Genomic DNA, 17,435 nt, shown 5'->3' with positions numbered 1-17,435 from the left:
TTGTTTGAGAACTGCACAGTGGACGCGAGCATCTGTGGCCAAGTTTTTAAGGGCGCACGGTGGATGCCTTGGCACCAGGAACCGATGAAGGACGTGGGAGGCCACGATAGTCCCCGGGGAGTCGTCAACCAGGCTTTGATCCGGGGGTTTCCGAATGGGGAAACCCGGCAGTCGTCATGGGCTGTCACCCGCTGCTGAACACATAGGCAGTGTGGAGGGAACGCGGGGAAGTGAAACATCTCAGTACCCGCAGGAAGAGAAAACAACCGTGATTCCGGGAGTAGTGGCGAGCGAAACCGGATGAGGCCAAACCGTATGCGTGTGAGACCCGGCAGGGGTTGCGTATACGGGGTTGTGGGATCTCTCTTTCATGGTCTGCCGGCCATGAGACGAGTCAGAAACCGTTGATGTAGGCGAAGGACATGCGAAAGGTCCGGCGTAGAGGGTAAGACCCCCGTAGTCGAAACGTCAGCGGCTCGTTTGAGAGACACCCAAGTAGCACGGGGCCCGAGAAATCCCGTGTGAATCTGGCGGGACCACCCGCTAAGCCTAAATATTCCCTGGTGACCGATAGCGGATAGTACCGTGAGGGAATGGTGAAAAGTACCGCGGGAGCGGAGTGAAATAGTACCTGAAACCGTGTGCCTACAAGCCGTGGGAGCGTCGGACATCAAGCTTGCTTGGTGTCTCGTGACTGCGTGCCTTTTGAAGAATGAGCCTGCGAGTTTGCGGTGTGTTGCGAGGTTAACCCGGGTGGGGAAGCCGTAGCGAAAGCGAGTCCGAATAGGGCGATTTTAGTAGCACGCTCAAGACCCGAAGCGGAGTGATCTAGCCATGGGCAGGTTGAAGCGGAGGTAAGACTTCGTGGAGGACCGAACCCACCAGGGTTGAAAACCTGGGGGATGACCTGTGGTTAGGGGTGAAAGGCCAATCAAACTCCGTGATAGCTGGTTCTCCCCGAAATGCATTTAGGTGCAGCGTCGTGTGTTTCTTGCCGGAGGTAGAGCACTGGATAGGCGATGGGCCCTACCGGGTTACTGACCTTAGCCAAACTCCGAATGCCGGTAAGTGAGAGCGCGGCAGTGAGACTGTGGGGGATAAGCTCCATGGTCGAGAGGGAAACAGCCCAGAGCATCGACTAAGGCCCCTAAGCGTACGCTAAGTGGGAAAGGATGTGGAGTCGCACAGACAACCAGGAGGTTGGCTTAGAAGCAGCCACCCTTGAAAGAGTGCGTAATAGCTCACTGGTCTAGTGATTCCGCGCCGACAATGTAGCGGGGCTCAAGCGTACCGCCGAAGTCGTGTCATTGCAGCATATACGGCCAACGCCGGCTGTGATGGGTAGGGGAGCGTCGTCTGCCGGGTGAAGCAGCACCGGAAGGTAGTTGTGGACGGTTGACGAGTGAGAATGCAGGCATGAGTAGCGATTCACACGTGAGAAACGTGTGCGCCGATTGACTAAGGGTTCCTGGGTCAAGCTGATCTGCCCAGGGTAAGTCGGGACCTAAGGCGAGGCCGACAGGCGTAGTCGATGGATAACCGGTTGATATTCCGGTACCCGCTGTGAAGCGTCAAACATCGAGCATCGTGATGCTAAGGCCGTGAAGCCGCCCCTGATCTCTTCGGAGTGAGGGGGAGTGGTGGAGCCGCCGAACCAAGCGGTTAGTAGGTGAGTGATGGGGTGACGCAGGAAGGTAGTCCAGCCCGGGCGGTGGTTGTCCCGGGGTAAGGGTGTAGGCCGTGCGGTAGGTAAATCCGTCGCACACAAGGCTGAGACCTGATGCCGAGCCGATTGTGGTGAAGTGGATGATCCTATGCTGTCGAGAAAAGCCTCTAGCGAGTTTCATGGCGGCCCGTACCCTAAACCGACTCAGGTGGTCAGGTAGAGAATACCGAGGCGTTCGGGTGAACTATGGTTAAGGAACTCGGCAAAATGCCCCCGTAACTTCGGGAGAAGGGGGGCCACATCCGGTGATGAGCTTTGCGCTCTGAGCTGGGGGTGGCCGCAGAGACCAGCGAGAAGCGACTGTTTACTAAAAACACAGGTCCGTGCGAAGCCGTAAGGCGATGTATACGGACTGACGCCTGCCCGGTGCTGGAACGTTAAGGGGACCGGTTAGTCACTCTTCGGGGTGGCGAAGCTGAGAACTTAAGCGCCAGTAAACGGCGGTGGTAACTATAACCATCCTAAGGTAGCGAAATTCCTTGTCGGGTAAGTTCCGACCTGCACGAATGGCGTAACGACTTCTCGACTGTCTCAACCATAGGCCCGGTGAAATTGCACTACGAGTAAAGATGCTCGTTTCGCGCAGCAGGACGGAAAGACCCCGGGACCTTTACTACAGTTTGATATTGGTGTTCGGTTCGGCTTGTGTAGGATAGCTGGGAGACTGTGAAGCGCTAACGCCAGTTAGTGTGGAGTCGTCGTTGAAATACCAGTCTGGTCGTGCTGGATGTCTAACCTGGGTCCGTGATCCGGATCAGGGACAGTGTCTGATGGGTAGTTTAACTGGGGCGGTTGCCTCCTAAAGAGTAACGGAGGCGCCCAAAGGTTCCCTCAGCCTGGTTGGCAATCAGGTGTTGAGTGTAAGTGCACAAGGGAGCTTGACTGTGAGACCGACGGGTCGAGCAGGGACGAAAGTCGGGACTAGTGATCCGGCGGTGGCTTGTGGAAGCGCCGTCGCTCAACGGATAAAAGGTACCCCGGGGATAACAGGCTGATCTTCCCCAAGAGTCCATATCGACGGGATGGTTTGGCACCTCGATGTCGGCTCGTCGCATCCTGGGGCTGGAGTCGGTCCCAAGGGTTGGGCTGTTCGCCCATTAAAGCGGTACGCGAGCTGGGTTTAGAACGTCGTGAGACAGTTCGGTCCCTATCCGCTGTGCGCGTAGGAGTCTTGAGAAGGGCTGTCCCTAGTACGAGAGGACCGGGACGGACGAACCTCTGGTGTGCCAGTTGTTCTGCCAAGGGCATGGCTGGTTGGCTACGTTCGGGAGGGATAACCGCTGAAAGCATCTAAGCGGGAAGCCTGCTTCGAGATGAGGACTCCCACCTCCTAGAGAGGGTAAGGCTCCCAGTAGACGACTGGGTTGATAGGCCGGATATGGAAGCACGGTAACGTGTGGAGTTGACCGGTACTAATAGGCCGAGGGCTTGTCCTCAGTTGCTCGCGTCCACTGTGTTGGTTCTGAAACCACGAACGGCCCCATGCCATGGTCACGGCATGGTGCGGCATAGTTCGACAGTTTCATAGTGTTTCGGTGGTTATAGCGTAGGGGAAACGCCCGGTTACATTCCGAACCCGGAAGCTAAGCCTTACAGCGCCGATGGTACTGCAGGGGGGACCCTGTGGGAGAGTAGGACGCCGCCGAACAATTATTGAAAAGGCCCACACCTTACGGTGTGGGCCTTTTTGTGTTTCACCAGCGTGTGTCACGACGGCTGTACCAGCTTGGTGTCGTACGCCAGGATCACCGCCTGAATGCGGTCACGGGAGCCCGTCTTCGCGAGGATGCGGCCCACATGCGTTTTCACCGTCGACTCGGCCAGGTGGAGGCGCGTGGCTATCTCCGTGTTGGTCCAGCCCTGGCCGATGACCGTGAGGATTTCGCGTTCCCGGTCGGTGAGGGAAGCGAGGCGGGGGTCCTCCTGCGGCGGGGCGTCCGACGACGGGTCCGTCGGCAGGTGGTGGACGTAGGCGTCGAGGAGGCGGCGGGTCAGGCTGGGGGCGACGACCGCGTCGCCCGTGGCGACCGCGCGGATGCCGGCCAGGAGTTCCTCGGGCTGGGCGTCCTTGACGAGGAAGCCGGAGGCTCCTGCGCGGAGTCCGGCGTAGGCGTACTCGTCCAGGTCGAAGGTGGTGACGATCAGGATGCGGGTGCGGTCGCCCGCGGCGGTGATGCGGCGGGTCGCCTCGATGCCGTCCAGGCCGGGCATGCGGATGTCCATGAGGACGACGTCGGGGTGGAGCTCGGCCGCCAGGCGGACCGCTTCGCTGCCGTTCGCCGCCTCGCCCACGACCGTCATGTCGTCCTGGCTCTCCAGGAGCATGCGGGAGCCGAAGCGCTGCAGGGGCTGGTCGTCGGCGATCAGGACCGTCGTCACTGCGGGTTTTCCTCCGGAAGGTGTAGGCGGACACGCCAGCCCTGCTCGGGGTGCGGGCGGGGGCCGGCCTCAAGTGTGCCGCCGTACAGGGCGGTTCGCTCGCGCATTCCGGGCAGGCCGCGACCGCCTGGGACCGGGCCGTCGGTACGGCTGCCGGTGCCTGTGTCCGTGATCGTCACTGTCACGGCTCCCTTGTCCTCGTAGGACAGCTCTATCTGCGCGGTGGCGTCGGGGCCCGCGTGTTTCAGGGTGTTGGTGAGGGCTTCCTGGATGACGCGGTAGACGGTGAGCTGGCGGCCCGGGGGGAGCGTGGGGCTGCCGTGAGTGGTGGTGTGGACGGGGAGGCCTGCGGAGCGGACGCCGTCGAGGAGGTGGTCGAGGTCCGTTAGACCGGGTTGGGGAGTCAGGTCTGCCTGGTTGTGTTCGTCCTCCCGCATGACGTCCAGAAGACGGCGGAGTTCGGTGAGCGCTTGGCGGCTGGTGGTGGCGATGGCGTCGAGGGCCTGGGCGGCGCGTTCGGGAGACTTGGCGGCCGCGTATCTGCCGCCGTCGGCGAGGCCGGTGATGACGGAGAGGTTGTGGCCGATGATGTCGTGCATCTCGCGGGCGATGCGGGCGCGTTCGGCGGCGGTGGCGAGCTGGGCCTGCTGGTCGCGTTCGGTCTCCAGGCGGCGGGCGCGGTCCTCCAGTGCCTCCGTGTAGTTGCGGCGGGTGCGGACCGTGATGCCGATGAGGGCGGCCACGGTGACGGACATCAGCTGGGAGCCGACCTGTTGGTCCCAGGTGCCCTCCCCGTGGCGGGCTGCCGACACCAGGACCGGGGCGATCACCAGGACCGTCACCCACCACAGGTTGCGCAGGGCCCGGCGCAGGGCGATGTGGTAGACGACGGCGAGCTGGAGCAGGGCCGCCTGGAGGGCCGCGCCGGTCCACGCGTTGACGAGGGCGAAGGGGGCCATGGCGACGAGGACGGCCCTGGGGTGAGTGCGTCGCCAGAGGAGAGGGCTCGCGAGGGCGAGGCTCAGGGGGAGGAGCAGCCAGCCGGGGACGTCGAGGTTGTGGGCGTTGTGGCGCCAGCCGCCGCCGACGTAGTCGATCAGGGCCGCTGTCACCCAGAAACCGGTGATGTGCAGGTCCCACAGCAGCGGGTGGCGTTGGTCGAATGCGCGCACGCGGCGGGTGAGGCGGTGGGCGTACTCGGTGAGGGGCTCCGGCGCCCGGTCTTCCGTCACGGGGTCCATCGTGAGGGTTTCCGGCACCGCCTGTCAGACGTCTCGGCGTCGTAGGACGGCGGCCGCCATCGTGAGGGTCGCCGCCGTCCAGAGGCCCATGGCGAGGAGGGCGGCGCCGGGGGAGGCCGTGCCGGGCAGGGGCTGGGCGGTGGTGAGGGTCTCCAGGGCCTTGCCGGGGAAATAGCGGACGGCGTCGTCGACGATGTCGTACGGAAGCATGGCCAGGACCTCCGGGACGATCATGATCAGGCCGGTGAAGGCGCCGATGGCCATCGGGACCGAGCGGAGCAGGGCGCCGATGGCGAGGGCGAGGACGGCGAGGAGGGTGAGGCCGGCCGCGTTGCCGGCGAGGGCGCGCAGGACGCCGGGGTCGCCGAGGGAGGCAGCCTGGTCGGTGCCGGTGAGGAAGGACTGGGCGAGGGGGAAGGTGATCAGGTTCGTCAGCAGGGTGAGGGGGAAGGCGATCGCGGCCAGGACGGCTGCCTTGGCCCAGAGGACGGGCAGGCGGCGGGGGACGGCGGTCATGGTGGCGCGGATCTGGCCCGTCGAGTACTCGCCGGCCGTGGCGAGGATGCCGAGCACGCCGAGGTTGATCGTGGCGAACTGGGTGCCGAGGAGGATGAAGAGGACCGTGTCCATTCCGCCCTCGCCGCTGCCGTCGTAGGCGGCGGCCAGGCCCGCGCCCATGGCGACGGTCAGCAGGCTCGTGGCGATGAGGGTGATCCAGGTGGAGCGCAGGGTCCACAGCTTGTGCCACTCGGAGCGCAGGACGCGGGCCGGGGTCACGCGGTAGGGGAGGGTCGCCGTGGTCATGCTGCCGCTCCTTCGGGGGTCGCCGTGTACTCCACGGCGTCGCGGGTGAGGTCCATGAAGGCCTCTTCCAGGGAGGCGGTGCCGGGGGTCAGTTCGTGGAGGGGGATGCCGTGGGCGGCTGCCGTACGGCCGATGTGCTGGGCGTCCGTGCCGCGGACCCGGAGGGTGCCGGGGGTGTCGGTGGTGATGTCGACGCCGGGGGCGGTGAGGAGGCGTACGAGGTCGGAGGCCTGAGGGGTGACGACCTTGACGGTGCCGGCGCCGGAGTCGCGTACGAAGTCGGTGACCGTGGTGTCGGCGAGGAGACGGCCGCGGCCGATGATGACCAGGTGCTCGGCGGTGAGGGCCATCTCGCTCATCAGGTGGGAGGAGACGAGGACCGTGCGGCCTTCCGCGGCGAGGGATTTGAGGAGGTTGCGGATCCAGAGCACGCCCTCCGGGTCGAGGCCGTTGACCGGCTCGTCGAGGATGAGCGTGGCCGGGTCGCCGAGCAGGGCGGCGGCGATGCCGAGGCGTTGGCCCATGCCGAGGGAGAAGCCCTTGACGCGGCGGTGGGCCACGTCGGTCAGTCCGGTGAGGGCGAGGACCTGTTCGACCCGTGCCCGGGGGATGCCGTGGGTGTGGGCGAGGGCGCGCAGGTGGTGGTGGGCCGTGCGGCCGGGGTGGACCGAGCGGGCCTCCAGCAGGGCGCCGACCTCCGTGAGGGGCGCGGGGTGGGTGGCGTAGGAGCGTCCGCCCACGGTGGCGTGTCCGCGGGTGGGGGCGTCGAGGCCGAGGATCATGCGCATGGTCGTGGACTTGCCGGCGCCGTTCGGGCCGAGGAAGCCGGTGACCGTTCCGGGGCGGACCGTGAAGGAGAGGTCCGTGACGACCGTCCGGTCGCCGTAGCGTTTGGTCAGTTCGTGTGCCGTCAGCATGCTTCGATGCTCGTGCGTGCGGGGGCGGCGGGCGTCGGACGGCGGTGGTAATCGGGGTGAGCGGTGTCGTACCCGGGTACTACCGTTGCCCGCATGAGCTATGTGATCCGGTCCGTCCGTGCTGATGAGTGGCCTGCGGCGAAGGAGCTGCGGCTCGCGGCGCTGCGGGATCCGGTGGCGCACCTGGCCTTCCTGGAGACGTACGAGGAGGCCGAGGCCCGGCCGGACTCCTTCTGGCAGGAGCGGACGGCCGGGGGCGCCGAAGGGGCCGACAAGGCTCAGCAGATCATCGCGGAGGGGCCCGACGGGCGGTGGGTGGGCACGCTGACCGTGCTGGTGGAGGAGCCCGGGACGACGGACTGGGCCGGGTTTCCGGTGGAGCGGAAGCAAGGGCACGTCGTCGGCGTGTTCGTACGGCCCGAGGAGCGCGGGAGCGGGCTGACCGAGGTGCTGTTCGACGCGGCCCTGGAGTGGGCGTGGGGGCGGGGTCTTGAGCGGGTGCGGCTCATCGTGCACGAGGAGAACGGGCGGGCGCAGCGGTTCTACCGGCGGGTGGGGTTCGAGCCGAGCGGGCTGGTCGTGCCGCTCGGGGATTCCGAGGAGCGGGAGTTGGAGTTCGTGCTCGAGCGGAGCGCGGTGGGGGTGCCCTTCTCAGACCGGTAGTTCGTCGTGCGGCCAGCGGGCGCGGCCCTGTTCGCGGGAGCGGAGCAGAGCCAGGGTCGGCATGCCCCGGTCCGCTCCGGTGGCCAGCAGCTCCGGGAGCTGGGGAAGTGGGGCCACGGCGGCGACGTCGTCCAGGACGAGGGTGAATGGTGGGTCGAGGCGACCGGAGGATGACCGTTCGGCCATGTGCCGGCCGCGCTCGACCACGCTGGAGACGAGGGCCGTCAGGAGGGGCATCGCGCCCGGGTGTGTCCTGGGGTCCTCGATGGATTCACCCACCACATAAAGCGTGCCCCCTTCGTCGACGAAGGAATCCAGGGCGAGGGCATCATTTCGGTTGGGAGTGCAGGCCTCGCGGATGTTGACCGTGGAGAGGGCCGCGAGGGCACGGGTCGTCAGCTGCTGGGCCATGTCGCGGCGTTCGGGGTGGGCGGTGAGGGCGCCTTCGAGTTCGCCCGCGGAGCCGGGGGCGGCCTTGGGGTTGGTACGGAGGATGCGTACGGCGTCCTGGATCTGGGTGCCCTGGGACCAGCGGTGGACGTGGCGGATGGTGCGGCCGTCGATGGCGGCGGCGTGCAGATAGCTCCGCAGGAGTGTCTCGGCGGTGTCGCTGAGGGCCTGGTCGAGTTTGGCGGTGGGGCGGACGGGGGCGAGGAGGGCGGTTGCTCTTCCCGTGGCTGTGGCCTTGTCCTCGCAGCCGGCTGTGGGGGACCAGTGGAGGCGGGCCGGGGTGGTGCAGAGGTGGGTGGGGTCGTAGAGGTGTGTGGGGCCGAGTTTGGCCCTTGCGTCTTTGGTTTCCTGCCAGACGGTCGGGTTCGATGTGACGATGAGGGCCGGGCCCTCGGCGTCGCGTACCGCCTGGGTGGCGGTGGTTTGGCGGGTTTCCCTTGGGGCTACGAGGATCTTTTCCCACCCGCCCACCCGTTCCGGGCCCAGCAGAGAAGCAGGGCTGGGTTCGGGAACTGCACGGCGGGGCGTGGGGACGTCGTGCTGCGCCGACGTGGCGGTGGTGTGCTGCGTCGGTGTCTGTACGTCGTGCGGTGTGGGTGTTGGTGCCGCGTGCTGCGCCGGCGTGGGGGCGTCGTGGTGCGTGGGTGTCGGCGCCATGTGCTGCGTCGATGCGGGGGCTTCGTGGTGCGTCGGGGTCGGGGCCCTGTGCTGCTCTGGCGTCGGCATCTCGTGCTGCGTCGGCCCACCGGGCCCGTGGACAAGCCCCGCCGCATCCGCCGCCGCCATCCTCTCCGCCCGGCGCCTCGCCCGGACCGCCCGCCATCTGGCCAGCGTGCCCATCACGAACACCGTCAGGACGATCAGGATCATCAGCTGGCCGATGAACAGGCCCCAGAACAGGCCGTAGCCCGAGAGTTCGCCGGGGGGCGTGTCGGGCCAGGCGCCGGGGATGTCGTGGGGCTGGGCGATGAGGCCGCGCATGGCCAGGGGCGTGCGGGCGAAGGTGACGCCGGACGGCCAGGAGCCGTGGGCGAACAGGGCGGCGAGGCCGGTGGCCGTCCACACCAGCAGGGTCATGCCGAGGAGGAACGCGAGTATGCCGACCAGCAGGCCGTCGGGGATGCCTCCCTGGCTGTCGCGCTGGATGCGGCGGTCGTCCGGTCTCACGCGTCCTCCCCCTACGCCACCGTCGATTCGGAGTCGCCCAGGTGGTGCTCCACGAAGGCCGCCGCCCGTTCCTCCGCCTCGAGTTCGGCGGCGCGCAGGGCGTCGTCCTCGCGGTCGGCGGAGGACTCGGTCATCGCGCGGTCGGTGAAGACCAGGGGGCGTTCGGTCTCCGTGACCAGGTGTTTGACGACCTGGACGTTGCCGTTGACGTCCCAGACGGCGATGCCGGGGGTGAGGGTGGGGATGATCTCGACCGCCCAGCGGGGCAGGCCGAGGACTCTGCCCGTGGCCCTCGCCTCGTCGGCTTTCTGGGCGTAGATCGTCCTCGTCGAGGCCATTTTCAGGATGGCCGCGGCCTCCTTCGCCGCCGCGCCGTCGACGACGTCGGACAGGTGGTGGACGACCGCGACGAACGACAGGCCCAGTCGCCGGCCGAACTTCAGCAGACGCTGGAACAGCTGGGCGACGAAGGGGCTGTTGATGATGTGCCAGGCCTCCTCGACCAGGAAGATGCGCTTCTTCCGGTCGGGGCGGATCCAGGTGTGCTCCAGCCACACGCCGACGATCGCCATGAGGATGGGCATGGCGATGGAGTTGCGGTCGATGTGGGACAGGTCGAAGACGATGAGCGGGGCGTCGAGGTCGATGCCGACCGTGGTCGGGCCGTCGAACATGCCGCGCAGGTCACCGTCGACGAGACGGTCCAGGACCAGGGCGACGTCCAGGCCCCAGGCCCGTACGTCGTCTATGGCGACGTTCATCGCCTCGGCCGACTCGGGCTCGGGGTGGCGCAGCTGCTCGACGATGTCGGTGAGGACCGGCTGGCGGTCGACGATGGTCTCGTTGACGTAGGCGTGCGCGACCTTGAGGGCGAAGCCGGAGCGTTCGTCCAGGCCGTGGCCCATGGCGACCTCGATGATCGTGCGGAGCAGCGCGAGCTGTCCCGTGGTGGTGATCGCGGGGTCGAGCGGGTTGAGGCGGATGCCCATGTCCAGGGCGGCCATCGGGTCCAGGCGGATGGGAGTTATCCCCAGCTCCTGGGCGATGAGGTTCCATTCGCCGACGCCGTCCTCGCCCTGGGCGTCCAGGACGACGACCTGGCGGTCGCGGAAGCGGAGCTGGCGCAGGACGTACGTCTTCTCCAGCGCCGACTTGCCGTTGCCGGACTCGCCGAGGACCAGCCAGTGGGGGGCGGGGAGCTGCTGGCCGTAGAGCTGGAAGGGGTCGTAGATGTAGCCCTTACCGGAGTACACCTCGCGGCCGATGATGACGCCCGAGTCGCCGAGGCCGGGGGCGGCGGTCGGGAGGTAGACCGCCTGGGCCTGGCCCGTGGACGTGCGCACCGGGAGCCGGGTCGTCTCGACCTTCCCGAAGAGGAAGGACGTGAAGGCGTCGGTGAGGACGGACAGCGGGTCCCGCATCAGGTCCTACCTCCGAATGCCGGTGGCGAAGGGAAGGGTGTTCACGAAGGCGCGGTGGTGTTCGCGGTCGCACCATTCCAGCTTCAGGTACGACTTGCCTGCGGAGGCCCTTATCGTCCGCTTGTCGCGGGCGAGGGCCTCGGGGGAACGCGAGGAAACGGTGATGTAGCCGACGAGGTTCACTCCGGCGGCGCCGCTGGCGAGGTCCTCGCCGCGCTGGTCGAGCCGGGAGTGGGCGGCCACGTCGCGCGGGTCGACGGTGCGGTTCATCTTGGCGGCGCGGGACGCCTCGGCCTCGTCGTTGGTCTTCTCCGTGAGCATGCGTTCGATGGCGACCTCGGTGGGTTCGAGGTCCATGGTGACGGCGACCGTGCGGATGACGTCCGGGGTGTGGACGAGCAGCGGAGCGAGGAAGTTGACGCCGACGGGGGTCATCGGCCACTCCTTCACCCAGGCCGTGGCGTGGCACCAGGGGGCGCGGGTGGAGGACTCGCGGGTCTTGGCCTGGAGGTAGGTGGGCTCCATGGCGTCCAGCTCGGCCGGCCAGGCATTACGTTTCGTCATCGCCTGGATGTGGTCGATCGGGTGGTCCGGGTCGTACATGGAGTGGATCAGCGAGGACAGTCTGCTCTGGCCGAGCGGCTGCCGGACGCGGATGTCGGCCTCCTGGAGGCGCGAGCAGATGTCGGTCAGCTCGCGGGCCATGACGACGGCGAGTCCGGCGTCCCGGTCGACCTTGCCGCCGTGGGCGCGGGCGGCCCGCGCCATGGCGCCCGCCTCGGCGGCGAGGTCGCGGGTGTAGTGCATGCAGGCGACGAGGTAGGCGCGGTGCTGCTCGCTGCTGGTGGACACCATCGACTGCAGCTGGTCGTAGGACTGCTGGAGCCACGGCGGTGCCTTGTCGTCGCCGCGGACGGCGACGTCCTTGGCGTGGGCGTCCGGGTCGGCGGGGAGGGTGCGGGCGAGCATCTGCAGGCGGGTGACGAAGCCGTCGCCGTTGGCCACGTGCTTGAGCAGGGTGCCGAAGCGGTCGACGAGGGCCTCCTGGTCCTCGGAGTCGCGCAGGCCGACGCCGGGGCCCTCGATCTCGATGGCGGCGGTGACGGTCTTGCGGTCGGCGTGCAGCAGGACGGCGATCTCGTCGGGGCCGAAGGGGGCGGCCAGCCAGGTGATGCGGCCGATGCCCGGGGGCGGTCCGACCTCCACCTCGCGGCCGTCGAGCCGGGTGCCGGCCTCGATGACGGAGGAGCGGTAGGTGGCGCCCTGCTTCAGGGTGCGCTTGTAGCTGCGGTTGATCTCGAACCACTTGTAGAACGTGCGGTGCTTGTACGGCACGTACACGGCGGCCAGGGCCAGCATCGGGAATCCGGCGAGCAGCACGATGCGCAGGGACAGCACGGGGACGAGGAGCCCGCACATCATGCCGAGGAACGCGCCGACGACGATCAGGGCGATCTCGCCGGTCTCGCGGTTGCGGCCGATGATCGCGTTCGGCCGGGCGCGGCCGATCAGATACGTACGGCGGGGCGTGACCGGATGGGACACGTGGGACTCGGTCGTCAACGCCCTTCACCTCCCGTGCGGTTGGTACTGCTGTTGCGGGTGCTGCTGGCGTGGGGAGTGTTGACGGGGTTGCTCGAACGGGGGGCGGGTGCGGCGGAGGGGACGGATCCGCCGCCGCCGTTCGAGGGGCGCGAGCTGTGCGCGGCGACGCCGCCGGAGGCGGGGTTGCTGGGGCGCGGGGCGGAGGACTGGCTGCCTCCGCCGTTGTTGTCGGCGCGGGTGCTGTGGGTCTTGATGCCCTGCGCGACCAGGGAGGCCGGGGAACTGATGACCGCGGCGGCCTTGCCCTCGGCGCCCTGCATGATGCGGTTGTTGCGGGAGCCGGCGATCTCGTCGCCGAAGCCGGGGACGAAGCGGTAGATCATCGCGCTGGCGAAGATGGCGAGCAGGATGATGGCGAGGCCGGAGACGACGGCGGAGAAGGCGTCGGGGCCGTCGTCGGCGGAGAGCGCGCCGGCGAGGCCGAGGACGATGACGATCACCGGCTTGACCAGGATGACGGCGATCATGATGCCGGCCCAGCGGCGGACGTGGCCCCACAGGTTCTTGTCGACGAGGCCGGCGTAGACGACGGTGCCGAGGAGGGCGCCGACGTAGAGGAGCGCCGCCCGGATGACGAGCTCCAGCCAGAGCACGCCGGCGGCGAGGATGCTGACCAGGGAGACGACGATCAGCATGATCGGGCCGCCGCCGATGTCCTCGCCCTTGTCGAGGGCCTCGGAGAACGTGCCGAAGAAGGCGTCGGTCTGGTCGCCGGTGGCTTTGGCGAGGACCTCGGTGACGCCGTCGGTGGCCGATACGACCGTGTAGAGGATCAGGGGGGTGAAGGCGGAGGCGAGCACGGTCAGCCAGAGGAAGCCGATGGCCTCGGAGAGGGCGGTGGTGAGGGGGACGCCGCGGACGGCTCGCTTGGCGACGGCCAGGAGCCAGAGGAGGAGCGTGAGGATCGTCGACGCGGCGAAGACGACGGCGTACTGCTGGAGGAACTTGGGGTTCGTGAAGTCGACGTTCGCCGTCTCCTTCACGGCGTCGCTGAGCTTGTCGACGGTCCAGGCGGCGGCGTCGGCACAGCCCTTGGCGAGGGAGGAGAGGGGGTCGAGGGTGGAGGTGGGGTCGAGGCGGGAGGTGCCGCCGCCGGATCCGCCGCCGCTGCCGGTGTCACCTTCGCAGATCTCCCGGGCCCTGCCGGAGAGCAGGGAGCAGTTGTCGTTGCTGGGTGTGGGCGACGGTGTGGGGGCGGCGACAGCTCGTCCGGCGAGCAGGACGACGGCGGCCGGTACGGCTGTGAGGGTCGCGGCGAGCTTGGCTGCGCGGCGCGGGCTACCGGGCATACGTGAACCCTCCGAACTCCTCGACGGCCTTGGAGATGACGTCCGACGTCGACACCTTGTTGTCGCCGTTGACCGGTGCGGGGCCTTCCTTCTGGGAGAAGCTGTCGACCTTCCAGTCGCCGTCGGCCCAGCGCAACTGGAGGGTCATGGTGAACCAGTCGCTGGTGACCGGGTTCTGCGAACTCTCCCCCGTCATTCCGTAGACGCCCGTGCACCAGACCTCGACGGTGGCGGTGCTGCCCCCGTAGTCGGTGACCTTGGTGCCGACCGGCATGGTGCGGGAGACGTACGTGCTGCCCTTGGGCGCGTTGCCGTTCGCGTCCAGGCCGACCTTGTCCAGGAACGCCTTGTCGTACACCTGGTCGAGGTTTCTCTCCAGCTCGGAGACTCTGCCGGCGTCGAACACCTGACGGACGATCTCGGGGCGCCGCGCGGGCTTGAGGATGTCGGCCGAGACCAGCACCACCGCATAGTTCGCCGCCGCGCTCTCCGCCCCCTCCTGGTTCTGGGCGAAGCCTGAGGGGATGCCGGCCGCCGACTTGGACTGGACGGGGCGTTGGCCGGAGGGGGCCGTGGCTGTCGTCTCCGGCTTGGCCGGGTTGGTGCCCGTGGAGGAGGGGTCGTCGTCGCCGCGGTTCGCGAAGGCGATCGCGGCGATGAGGAGGACCACTACGCCGACCACCGTGACCAGGCTGCGGGACGACGAGCGGGGGCGGCGGGGGGTGCCGTAGGGGTCGGATCCGGTGTCGGGCAGGCGGGTGCGGGTCTGGCCCGTGCCGCCGTAGCCGCCGGAGGCCTCGTGCTCGTCACCGAGACTCATGCCGCGTACGCCCCCTCGACGTCGTACCGCTCGTACTCCTCGTACGACGGTAGCCGTGCTGGTTCCCGCGCGGGCGCGGTGTGGTGACTCGACATCAGGGAAACGCAACCTTCGCCGGTGGGCACGACGGGCGGGTGGGAGGGAGGGGGAGCCGGGCGTGCCCGGCCGGGGCGGGTGGGGCCCGGCCTACACGGCCATGCCGTACACGATGGTGAAGAGCGTGCCGAGTGAGCCGATGATGAAGACCCCGGTGAGGCCCGCGATGATGAGGCCCTTGCCCTGCTCCGCGCTGAAGGTGTCCCGCAGGGCGGTGGCACCGATGCGCTGCTTGGCGGCGCCCCAGATGGCGATGCCGAGGCAGAGCAGGATGGCCACCGCCATCACGACCTCGATCATCACCTTGGCCTCGTTGCCCAGGCTGCCGAAGGGACCCCAGTCCGGAGCGATCCCGCCGATGATCGTGTTGATGTCTCCCTTGTCGGCCGCAAAGAGCATGTAAGTCACCGCCCCTGTTGGGTAGTTCCGCATCCTCTGCGGTCGTGCAGAGGTCAGGCCTCATTCTCGCCGACAATGACGCTGCCGGATGTCGACTTGGCGTCATTGATTGGCGGGTTTCGTACGAATACCTTGCCACTGTTCCCCGTCGGCCCCTAAGGGGGGCGACGGACGGTACACGAAGGATCGTATGGTCACTCTGTGTATCACGGCGTGTCACGCCGGGCAATGAGGCCTGAGCGAAACCTGTCGTGAGGTTCCGTCGTTGTGCCCTTCTACGCCCTGTGTCACCTTTCCGGACCATTTCTGACGGTCGGTCGGGTGAGTGGTCGTCCCGGTGTTCTCCGGGTGAAGGCTACCTGGCGCGGCGAACGGGCCGCGGCTGGGTGGCCTGCCGCGGCCCGTTCGTCCGGCGTTCCTTCGGTAACGGTCCGTCACGAAGCCGCGGCACACGTTTCTCTCACCTTCGTCGGTCACAGTGGCCCCGATGAAGCGAGTCCTCTCCCTTGCCGTGGTCCTTGTCGCCCTCACCTCCGCGTCCACCGCGGCGGCCGACGACGGGGCCGGGCCCTTCGGGGTGACCGTCACCGCGGGGGCGGTCGCGGGGAGCGCGCGGGTCGGGGTGCTCGTCCCCGCCGGCCGGGCGGACCGGCCGGCCGGGGCGCACTTCTGCACCGCGTCCGTGGTGCGGGCGCCGAACCGCGATGTCCTCGTCACCGCGGCGCACTGCCTGGACGGGCGCGGGGCGTTCGTGTTCGTGCCCGGGTACCGCAACGGTCGTGCGCCCTACGGGGTGTGGAAGGTGAAGCGGCGGTTCCTGCCCCGTGGGTGGGTCGACGAGCGGCGGGAGGACAGTGACGTGGCGTTCGGCGTGGTCGCGCCGCGGGGCGGGGAGGGGGTCGAGGACGTCGTCGGCGGGTACCGGTTCACCACCGGTACGGCGACCGGGGCGACGGCCGTGACCCTCACCGGATACCCCGACTCCCGCGAGACGCCCGTCGACTGCACCAACAAGCCGACGGCGCACGGCCCCAGCCAGCAGCGCATCACCTGCCCGGCGTTCGCCGGCGGTACCAGCGGAAGCCCCTGGGTGAACGGGGACGGGCAGGTCGTGGGCGTCCTCGGCGGCCATGACGACGGCGGGACGACCCCCGACGTGTCCTACAGCGTGGTGCTCCGTGCGGAGGCGGAACGGTTGTACCGGGAGGCGGCGGGCGGTGAGGCGTGACGGGGCCGTGCGCCGGGTGCCCCCGCCGTGCCGACCCGTGCTTTCGGGTGTTCCCCTTTCCGCCCCGACTCCCCTCCCCGTGATCATTCCGGCGTACGGCGGCCGCCTCTACACTGACCAGGCGACGGACTCCTGGCCGGCGAGGGGCGGTTGACGGTGCGTAAGGCATGGATCGTGGCGAGCGTTGCGATCAGCTCCGCCCTGGCCTTCGTGATGCTGCTCGTCGTCGGGGTCTACATCGTCGCCGGGAATCTGGTCAACGGGGTCGGCGGTGGGGCGAAGGCGCTGGCCAAGGGGGCGGTGCCCGCCGCGTACGCGGACCTCGTGAGGAAGTGGGGCAACCTCTGCCCCGCCATCAGCCCGGCGCTGCTCGCCGCCCAGCTCTACCAGGAGAGCGGGTTCAACCCGAGGGCCCAGAGCCAGGCCGCCGCCCAGGGCATAGCGCAGTTCATCCCCGGCACCTGGGCCTCCCACGGCATCGACGGCGACGGGGACGGCGACCGGGACGTGTGGGACCCGAAGGACGCGATTCCCTCGGCCGCCTCGTACGACTGCGAACTCGCGTCGTACGTGAAGAAGGTCGGCGGGAATCTGACTGAAAACATGCTGGCCGCGTACAACGCGGGGGCGTACGCGGTGATCAAGTACGGGGGCGTGCCGCCGTACACCGAGACCCGGAACTACGTGAAGAGGATCACGACGCTCTCGGAGAGCTTCGCGGCGCCCGTCGGGCGGGTCGACCCCTCCGAGCAGGCCGCCGGCGCCATCGAGTACGCGCAGAAGAAACTCGGCACGCCCTACCTGTGGGGCGGCACCGGCACCGCTGAGCAGGGCGGACGCTTCGACTGCTCGGGACTGACCCAGGCCGCCTACGAGACCGTCGGCATCAAGCTGCCGCGCGTCGCCAACGACCAGTACAACGCCGGGCCGCATCCCGCGCGGGACGAACTGCTCCCCGGTGACCTCGTGTTCTTCTCGGACGACCTCACCAATTCGCGTGCCATCCGGCATGTCGGTATTTATGTCGGAGGTGGGTACATGATCGACGCGCCGCGAACGGGTGCGGTGATCCGGTTCGACCCGATCGACACCCCCGACTACTTCGGGGCCACCCGGGTCACCGAAGATGGCGCGAAAGCACTGCCCACGAGGGTGTGAGCCGAGCGTGAACCCGCCCCCTGAGCTGCGAAGACGTGTCTCTCTTCGATAACGTCTGGGTGATCATTCGGT

The 17,435-nt window shown here is 68.0% G+C and carries 13 protein-coding genes and 2 rRNA genes; 5 read left to right on the top strand and 10 right to left on the bottom strand.

Going from position 1 to position 17,435, the window contains the following annotated elements:
* The first annotated feature begins 36 nt into the window (after positions 1–36).
* Together QF034_RS18935 and rrf are read left to right on the top strand one after the other, a co-directional pair.
* Positions 37–3,162 (top strand): 23S ribosomal RNA (locus tag QF034_RS18935).
* Positions 3,163–3,257: 95 nt separating this feature from the next.
* A 5S ribosomal RNA gene (gene rrf / locus QF034_RS18930) occupies positions 3,258–3,374 on the top strand.
* A 59-nt stretch (positions 3,375–3,433) separates the two neighbouring features.
* Here the strand turns inward: rrf and QF034_RS18925 are convergent.
* From QF034_RS18925 to QF034_RS18910, 4 genes are read right to left on the bottom strand one after another with little or no spacing between them, the layout of a single operon-like run.
* Positions 3,434–4,105 carry a response regulator gene (locus tag QF034_RS18925; protein ID WP_307176096.1) on the bottom strand — a complete coding sequence of 224 codons (672 nt, stop codon included), beginning with the start codon at positions 4,103–4,105 and terminating at the stop codon, positions 3,434–3,436.
* The gene (locus QF034_RS18920; protein ID WP_307176095.1) at positions 4,102–5,346 is read right to left on the bottom strand and encodes a sensor histidine kinase; all 1,245 of its coding nucleotides are present in this window, start codon (positions 5,344–5,346) and stop codon (positions 4,102–4,104) included. Before QF034_RS18920 ends, QF034_RS18925 begins: the two co-directional genes overlap by 4 nt.
* Positions 5,347–5,370: 24 nt before the next feature.
* A complete protein-coding gene (locus QF034_RS18915; protein ID WP_307176094.1) occupies positions 5,371–6,150 on the bottom strand; it encodes an ABC transporter permease in 780 nt (259 codons plus the stop codon).
* Entirely contained in the window at positions 6,147–7,067 is a 921-nt protein-coding gene (locus tag QF034_RS18910) for an ATP-binding cassette domain-containing protein (RefSeq protein WP_307176093.1), read from the bottom strand. The genes QF034_RS18915 and QF034_RS18910 overlap by 4 nt, the downstream gene beginning before the upstream one ends.
* 93 nt (positions 7,068–7,160) lie before the next feature.
* Between QF034_RS18910 and QF034_RS18905 the strand changes: the two genes are divergently transcribed.
* Complete coding sequence (locus QF034_RS18905) at positions 7,161–7,730, top strand: GNAT family N-acetyltransferase (RefSeq protein WP_307176092.1); 570 nt, start codon at positions 7,161–7,163, stop codon at positions 7,728–7,730.
* Here QF034_RS18905 and QF034_RS18900 read toward each other — a convergent pair.
* From QF034_RS18900 to QF034_RS18875, 6 genes are all read right to left on the bottom strand, one after another.
* The gene (locus tag QF034_RS18900; RefSeq protein ID WP_307176091.1) at positions 7,719–9,347 is read right to left on the bottom strand and encodes a TraM recognition domain-containing protein; all 1,629 of its coding nucleotides are present in this window, start codon (positions 9,345–9,347) and stop codon (positions 7,719–7,721) included. The two genes, QF034_RS18905 and QF034_RS18900, sit on opposite strands and share 12 nt — an antisense overlap.
* 11 nt (positions 9,348–9,358) lie before the next feature.
* Positions 9,359–10,768: an ATP-binding protein gene (locus QF034_RS18895; protein ID WP_307176090.1), complete on the bottom strand. Its 1,410-nt coding sequence runs from the start codon at positions 10,766–10,768 to the stop codon at positions 9,359–9,361.
* Positions 10,769–10,774: 6 nt separating this feature from the next.
* A complete protein-coding gene (locus tag QF034_RS18890) occupies positions 10,775–12,331 on the bottom strand; it encodes an SCO6880 family protein (RefSeq protein WP_307176089.1) in 1,557 nt (518 codons plus the stop codon).
* On the bottom strand, positions 12,328–13,662 hold the full coding sequence (locus QF034_RS18885; RefSeq protein WP_307176088.1) for a hypothetical protein: 1,335 nt from the start codon (positions 13,660–13,662) through the stop codon (positions 12,328–12,330). The genes QF034_RS18890 and QF034_RS18885 overlap by 4 nt, the downstream gene beginning before the upstream one ends.
* Complete coding sequence (locus QF034_RS18880) at positions 13,652–14,482, bottom strand: DUF8175 domain-containg protein (RefSeq protein WP_307176087.1); 831 nt, start codon at positions 14,480–14,482, stop codon at positions 13,652–13,654. The genes QF034_RS18885 and QF034_RS18880 overlap by 11 nt, the downstream gene beginning before the upstream one ends.
* Before the next feature lie 186 nt (positions 14,483–14,668).
* Positions 14,669–14,977 carry a DUF8827 family protein gene (locus QF034_RS18875; protein WP_003991275.1) on the bottom strand — a complete coding sequence of 103 codons (309 nt, stop codon included), beginning with the start codon at positions 14,975–14,977 and terminating at the stop codon, positions 14,669–14,671.
* Positions 14,978–15,464: 487 nt separating this feature from the next.
* Between QF034_RS18875 and QF034_RS18870 the strand changes: the two genes are divergently transcribed.
* Together QF034_RS18870 and QF034_RS18865 are read left to right on the top strand one after the other, a co-directional pair.
* Positions 15,465–16,205: a trypsin-like serine peptidase gene (locus QF034_RS18870; protein ID WP_307176086.1), complete on the top strand. Its 741-nt coding sequence runs from the start codon at positions 15,465–15,467 to the stop codon at positions 16,203–16,205.
* A gap of 150 nt (positions 16,206–16,355) precedes the next feature.
* Positions 16,356–17,363 carry a C40 family peptidase gene (locus QF034_RS18865; RefSeq protein WP_307176085.1) on the top strand — a complete coding sequence of 336 codons (1,008 nt, stop codon included), beginning with the start codon at positions 16,356–16,358 and terminating at the stop codon, positions 17,361–17,363.
* Positions 17,364–17,435: the final 72 nt, after the last annotated feature.

Origin of the sequence: Streptomyces africanus (assembly GCF_030816955.1) — a bacterium.
GTDB lineage: Bacteria > Actinomycetota > Actinomycetes > Streptomycetales > Streptomycetaceae > Streptomyces > Streptomyces africanus.
The sequence above is the reverse complement of the archived record's forward strand: the minus strand, read 5'-3'. Positions and strand labels throughout refer to the sequence as shown.

What these genes read in the sequence shown, in the direction of transcription:
- QF034_RS18915 (WP_307176094.1), bottom strand. Translation starts at nt 6,150, where the DNA reads ATGACCACGGCGACCCTCCCCTACCGCGTGACCCCGGCCCGCGTCCTG.
- QF034_RS18880 (WP_307176087.1), bottom strand. Translation starts at nt 14,482, where the DNA reads ATGAGTCTCGGTGACGAGCACGAGGCCTCCGGCGGCTACGGCGGCACG.
- QF034_RS18885 (WP_307176088.1), bottom strand. Translation starts at nt 13,662, where the DNA reads ATGCCCGGTAGCCCGCGCCGCGCAGCCAAGCTCGCCGCGACCCTCACA.
- QF034_RS18910 (WP_307176093.1), bottom strand. Translation starts at nt 7,067, where the DNA reads ATGCTGACGGCACACGAACTGACCAAACGCTACGGCGACCGGACGGTC.
- QF034_RS18905 (WP_307176092.1), top strand. Translation starts at nt 7,161, where the DNA reads ATGAGCTATGTGATCCGGTCCGTCCGTGCTGATGAGTGGCCTGCGGCG.
- QF034_RS18870 (WP_307176086.1), top strand. Translation starts at nt 15,465, where the DNA reads ATGAAGCGAGTCCTCTCCCTTGCCGTGGTCCTTGTCGCCCTCACCTCC.
- QF034_RS18895 (WP_307176090.1), bottom strand. Translation starts at nt 10,768, where the DNA reads ATGCGGGACCCGCTGTCCGTCCTCACCGACGCCTTCACGTCCTTCCTC.
- QF034_RS18875 (WP_003991275.1), bottom strand. Translation starts at nt 14,977, where the DNA reads ATGCTCTTTGCGGCCGACAAGGGAGACATCAACACGATCATCGGCGGG.
- QF034_RS18920 (WP_307176095.1), bottom strand. Translation starts at nt 5,346, where the DNA reads ATGGACCCCGTGACGGAAGACCGGGCGCCGGAGCCCCTCACCGAGTAC.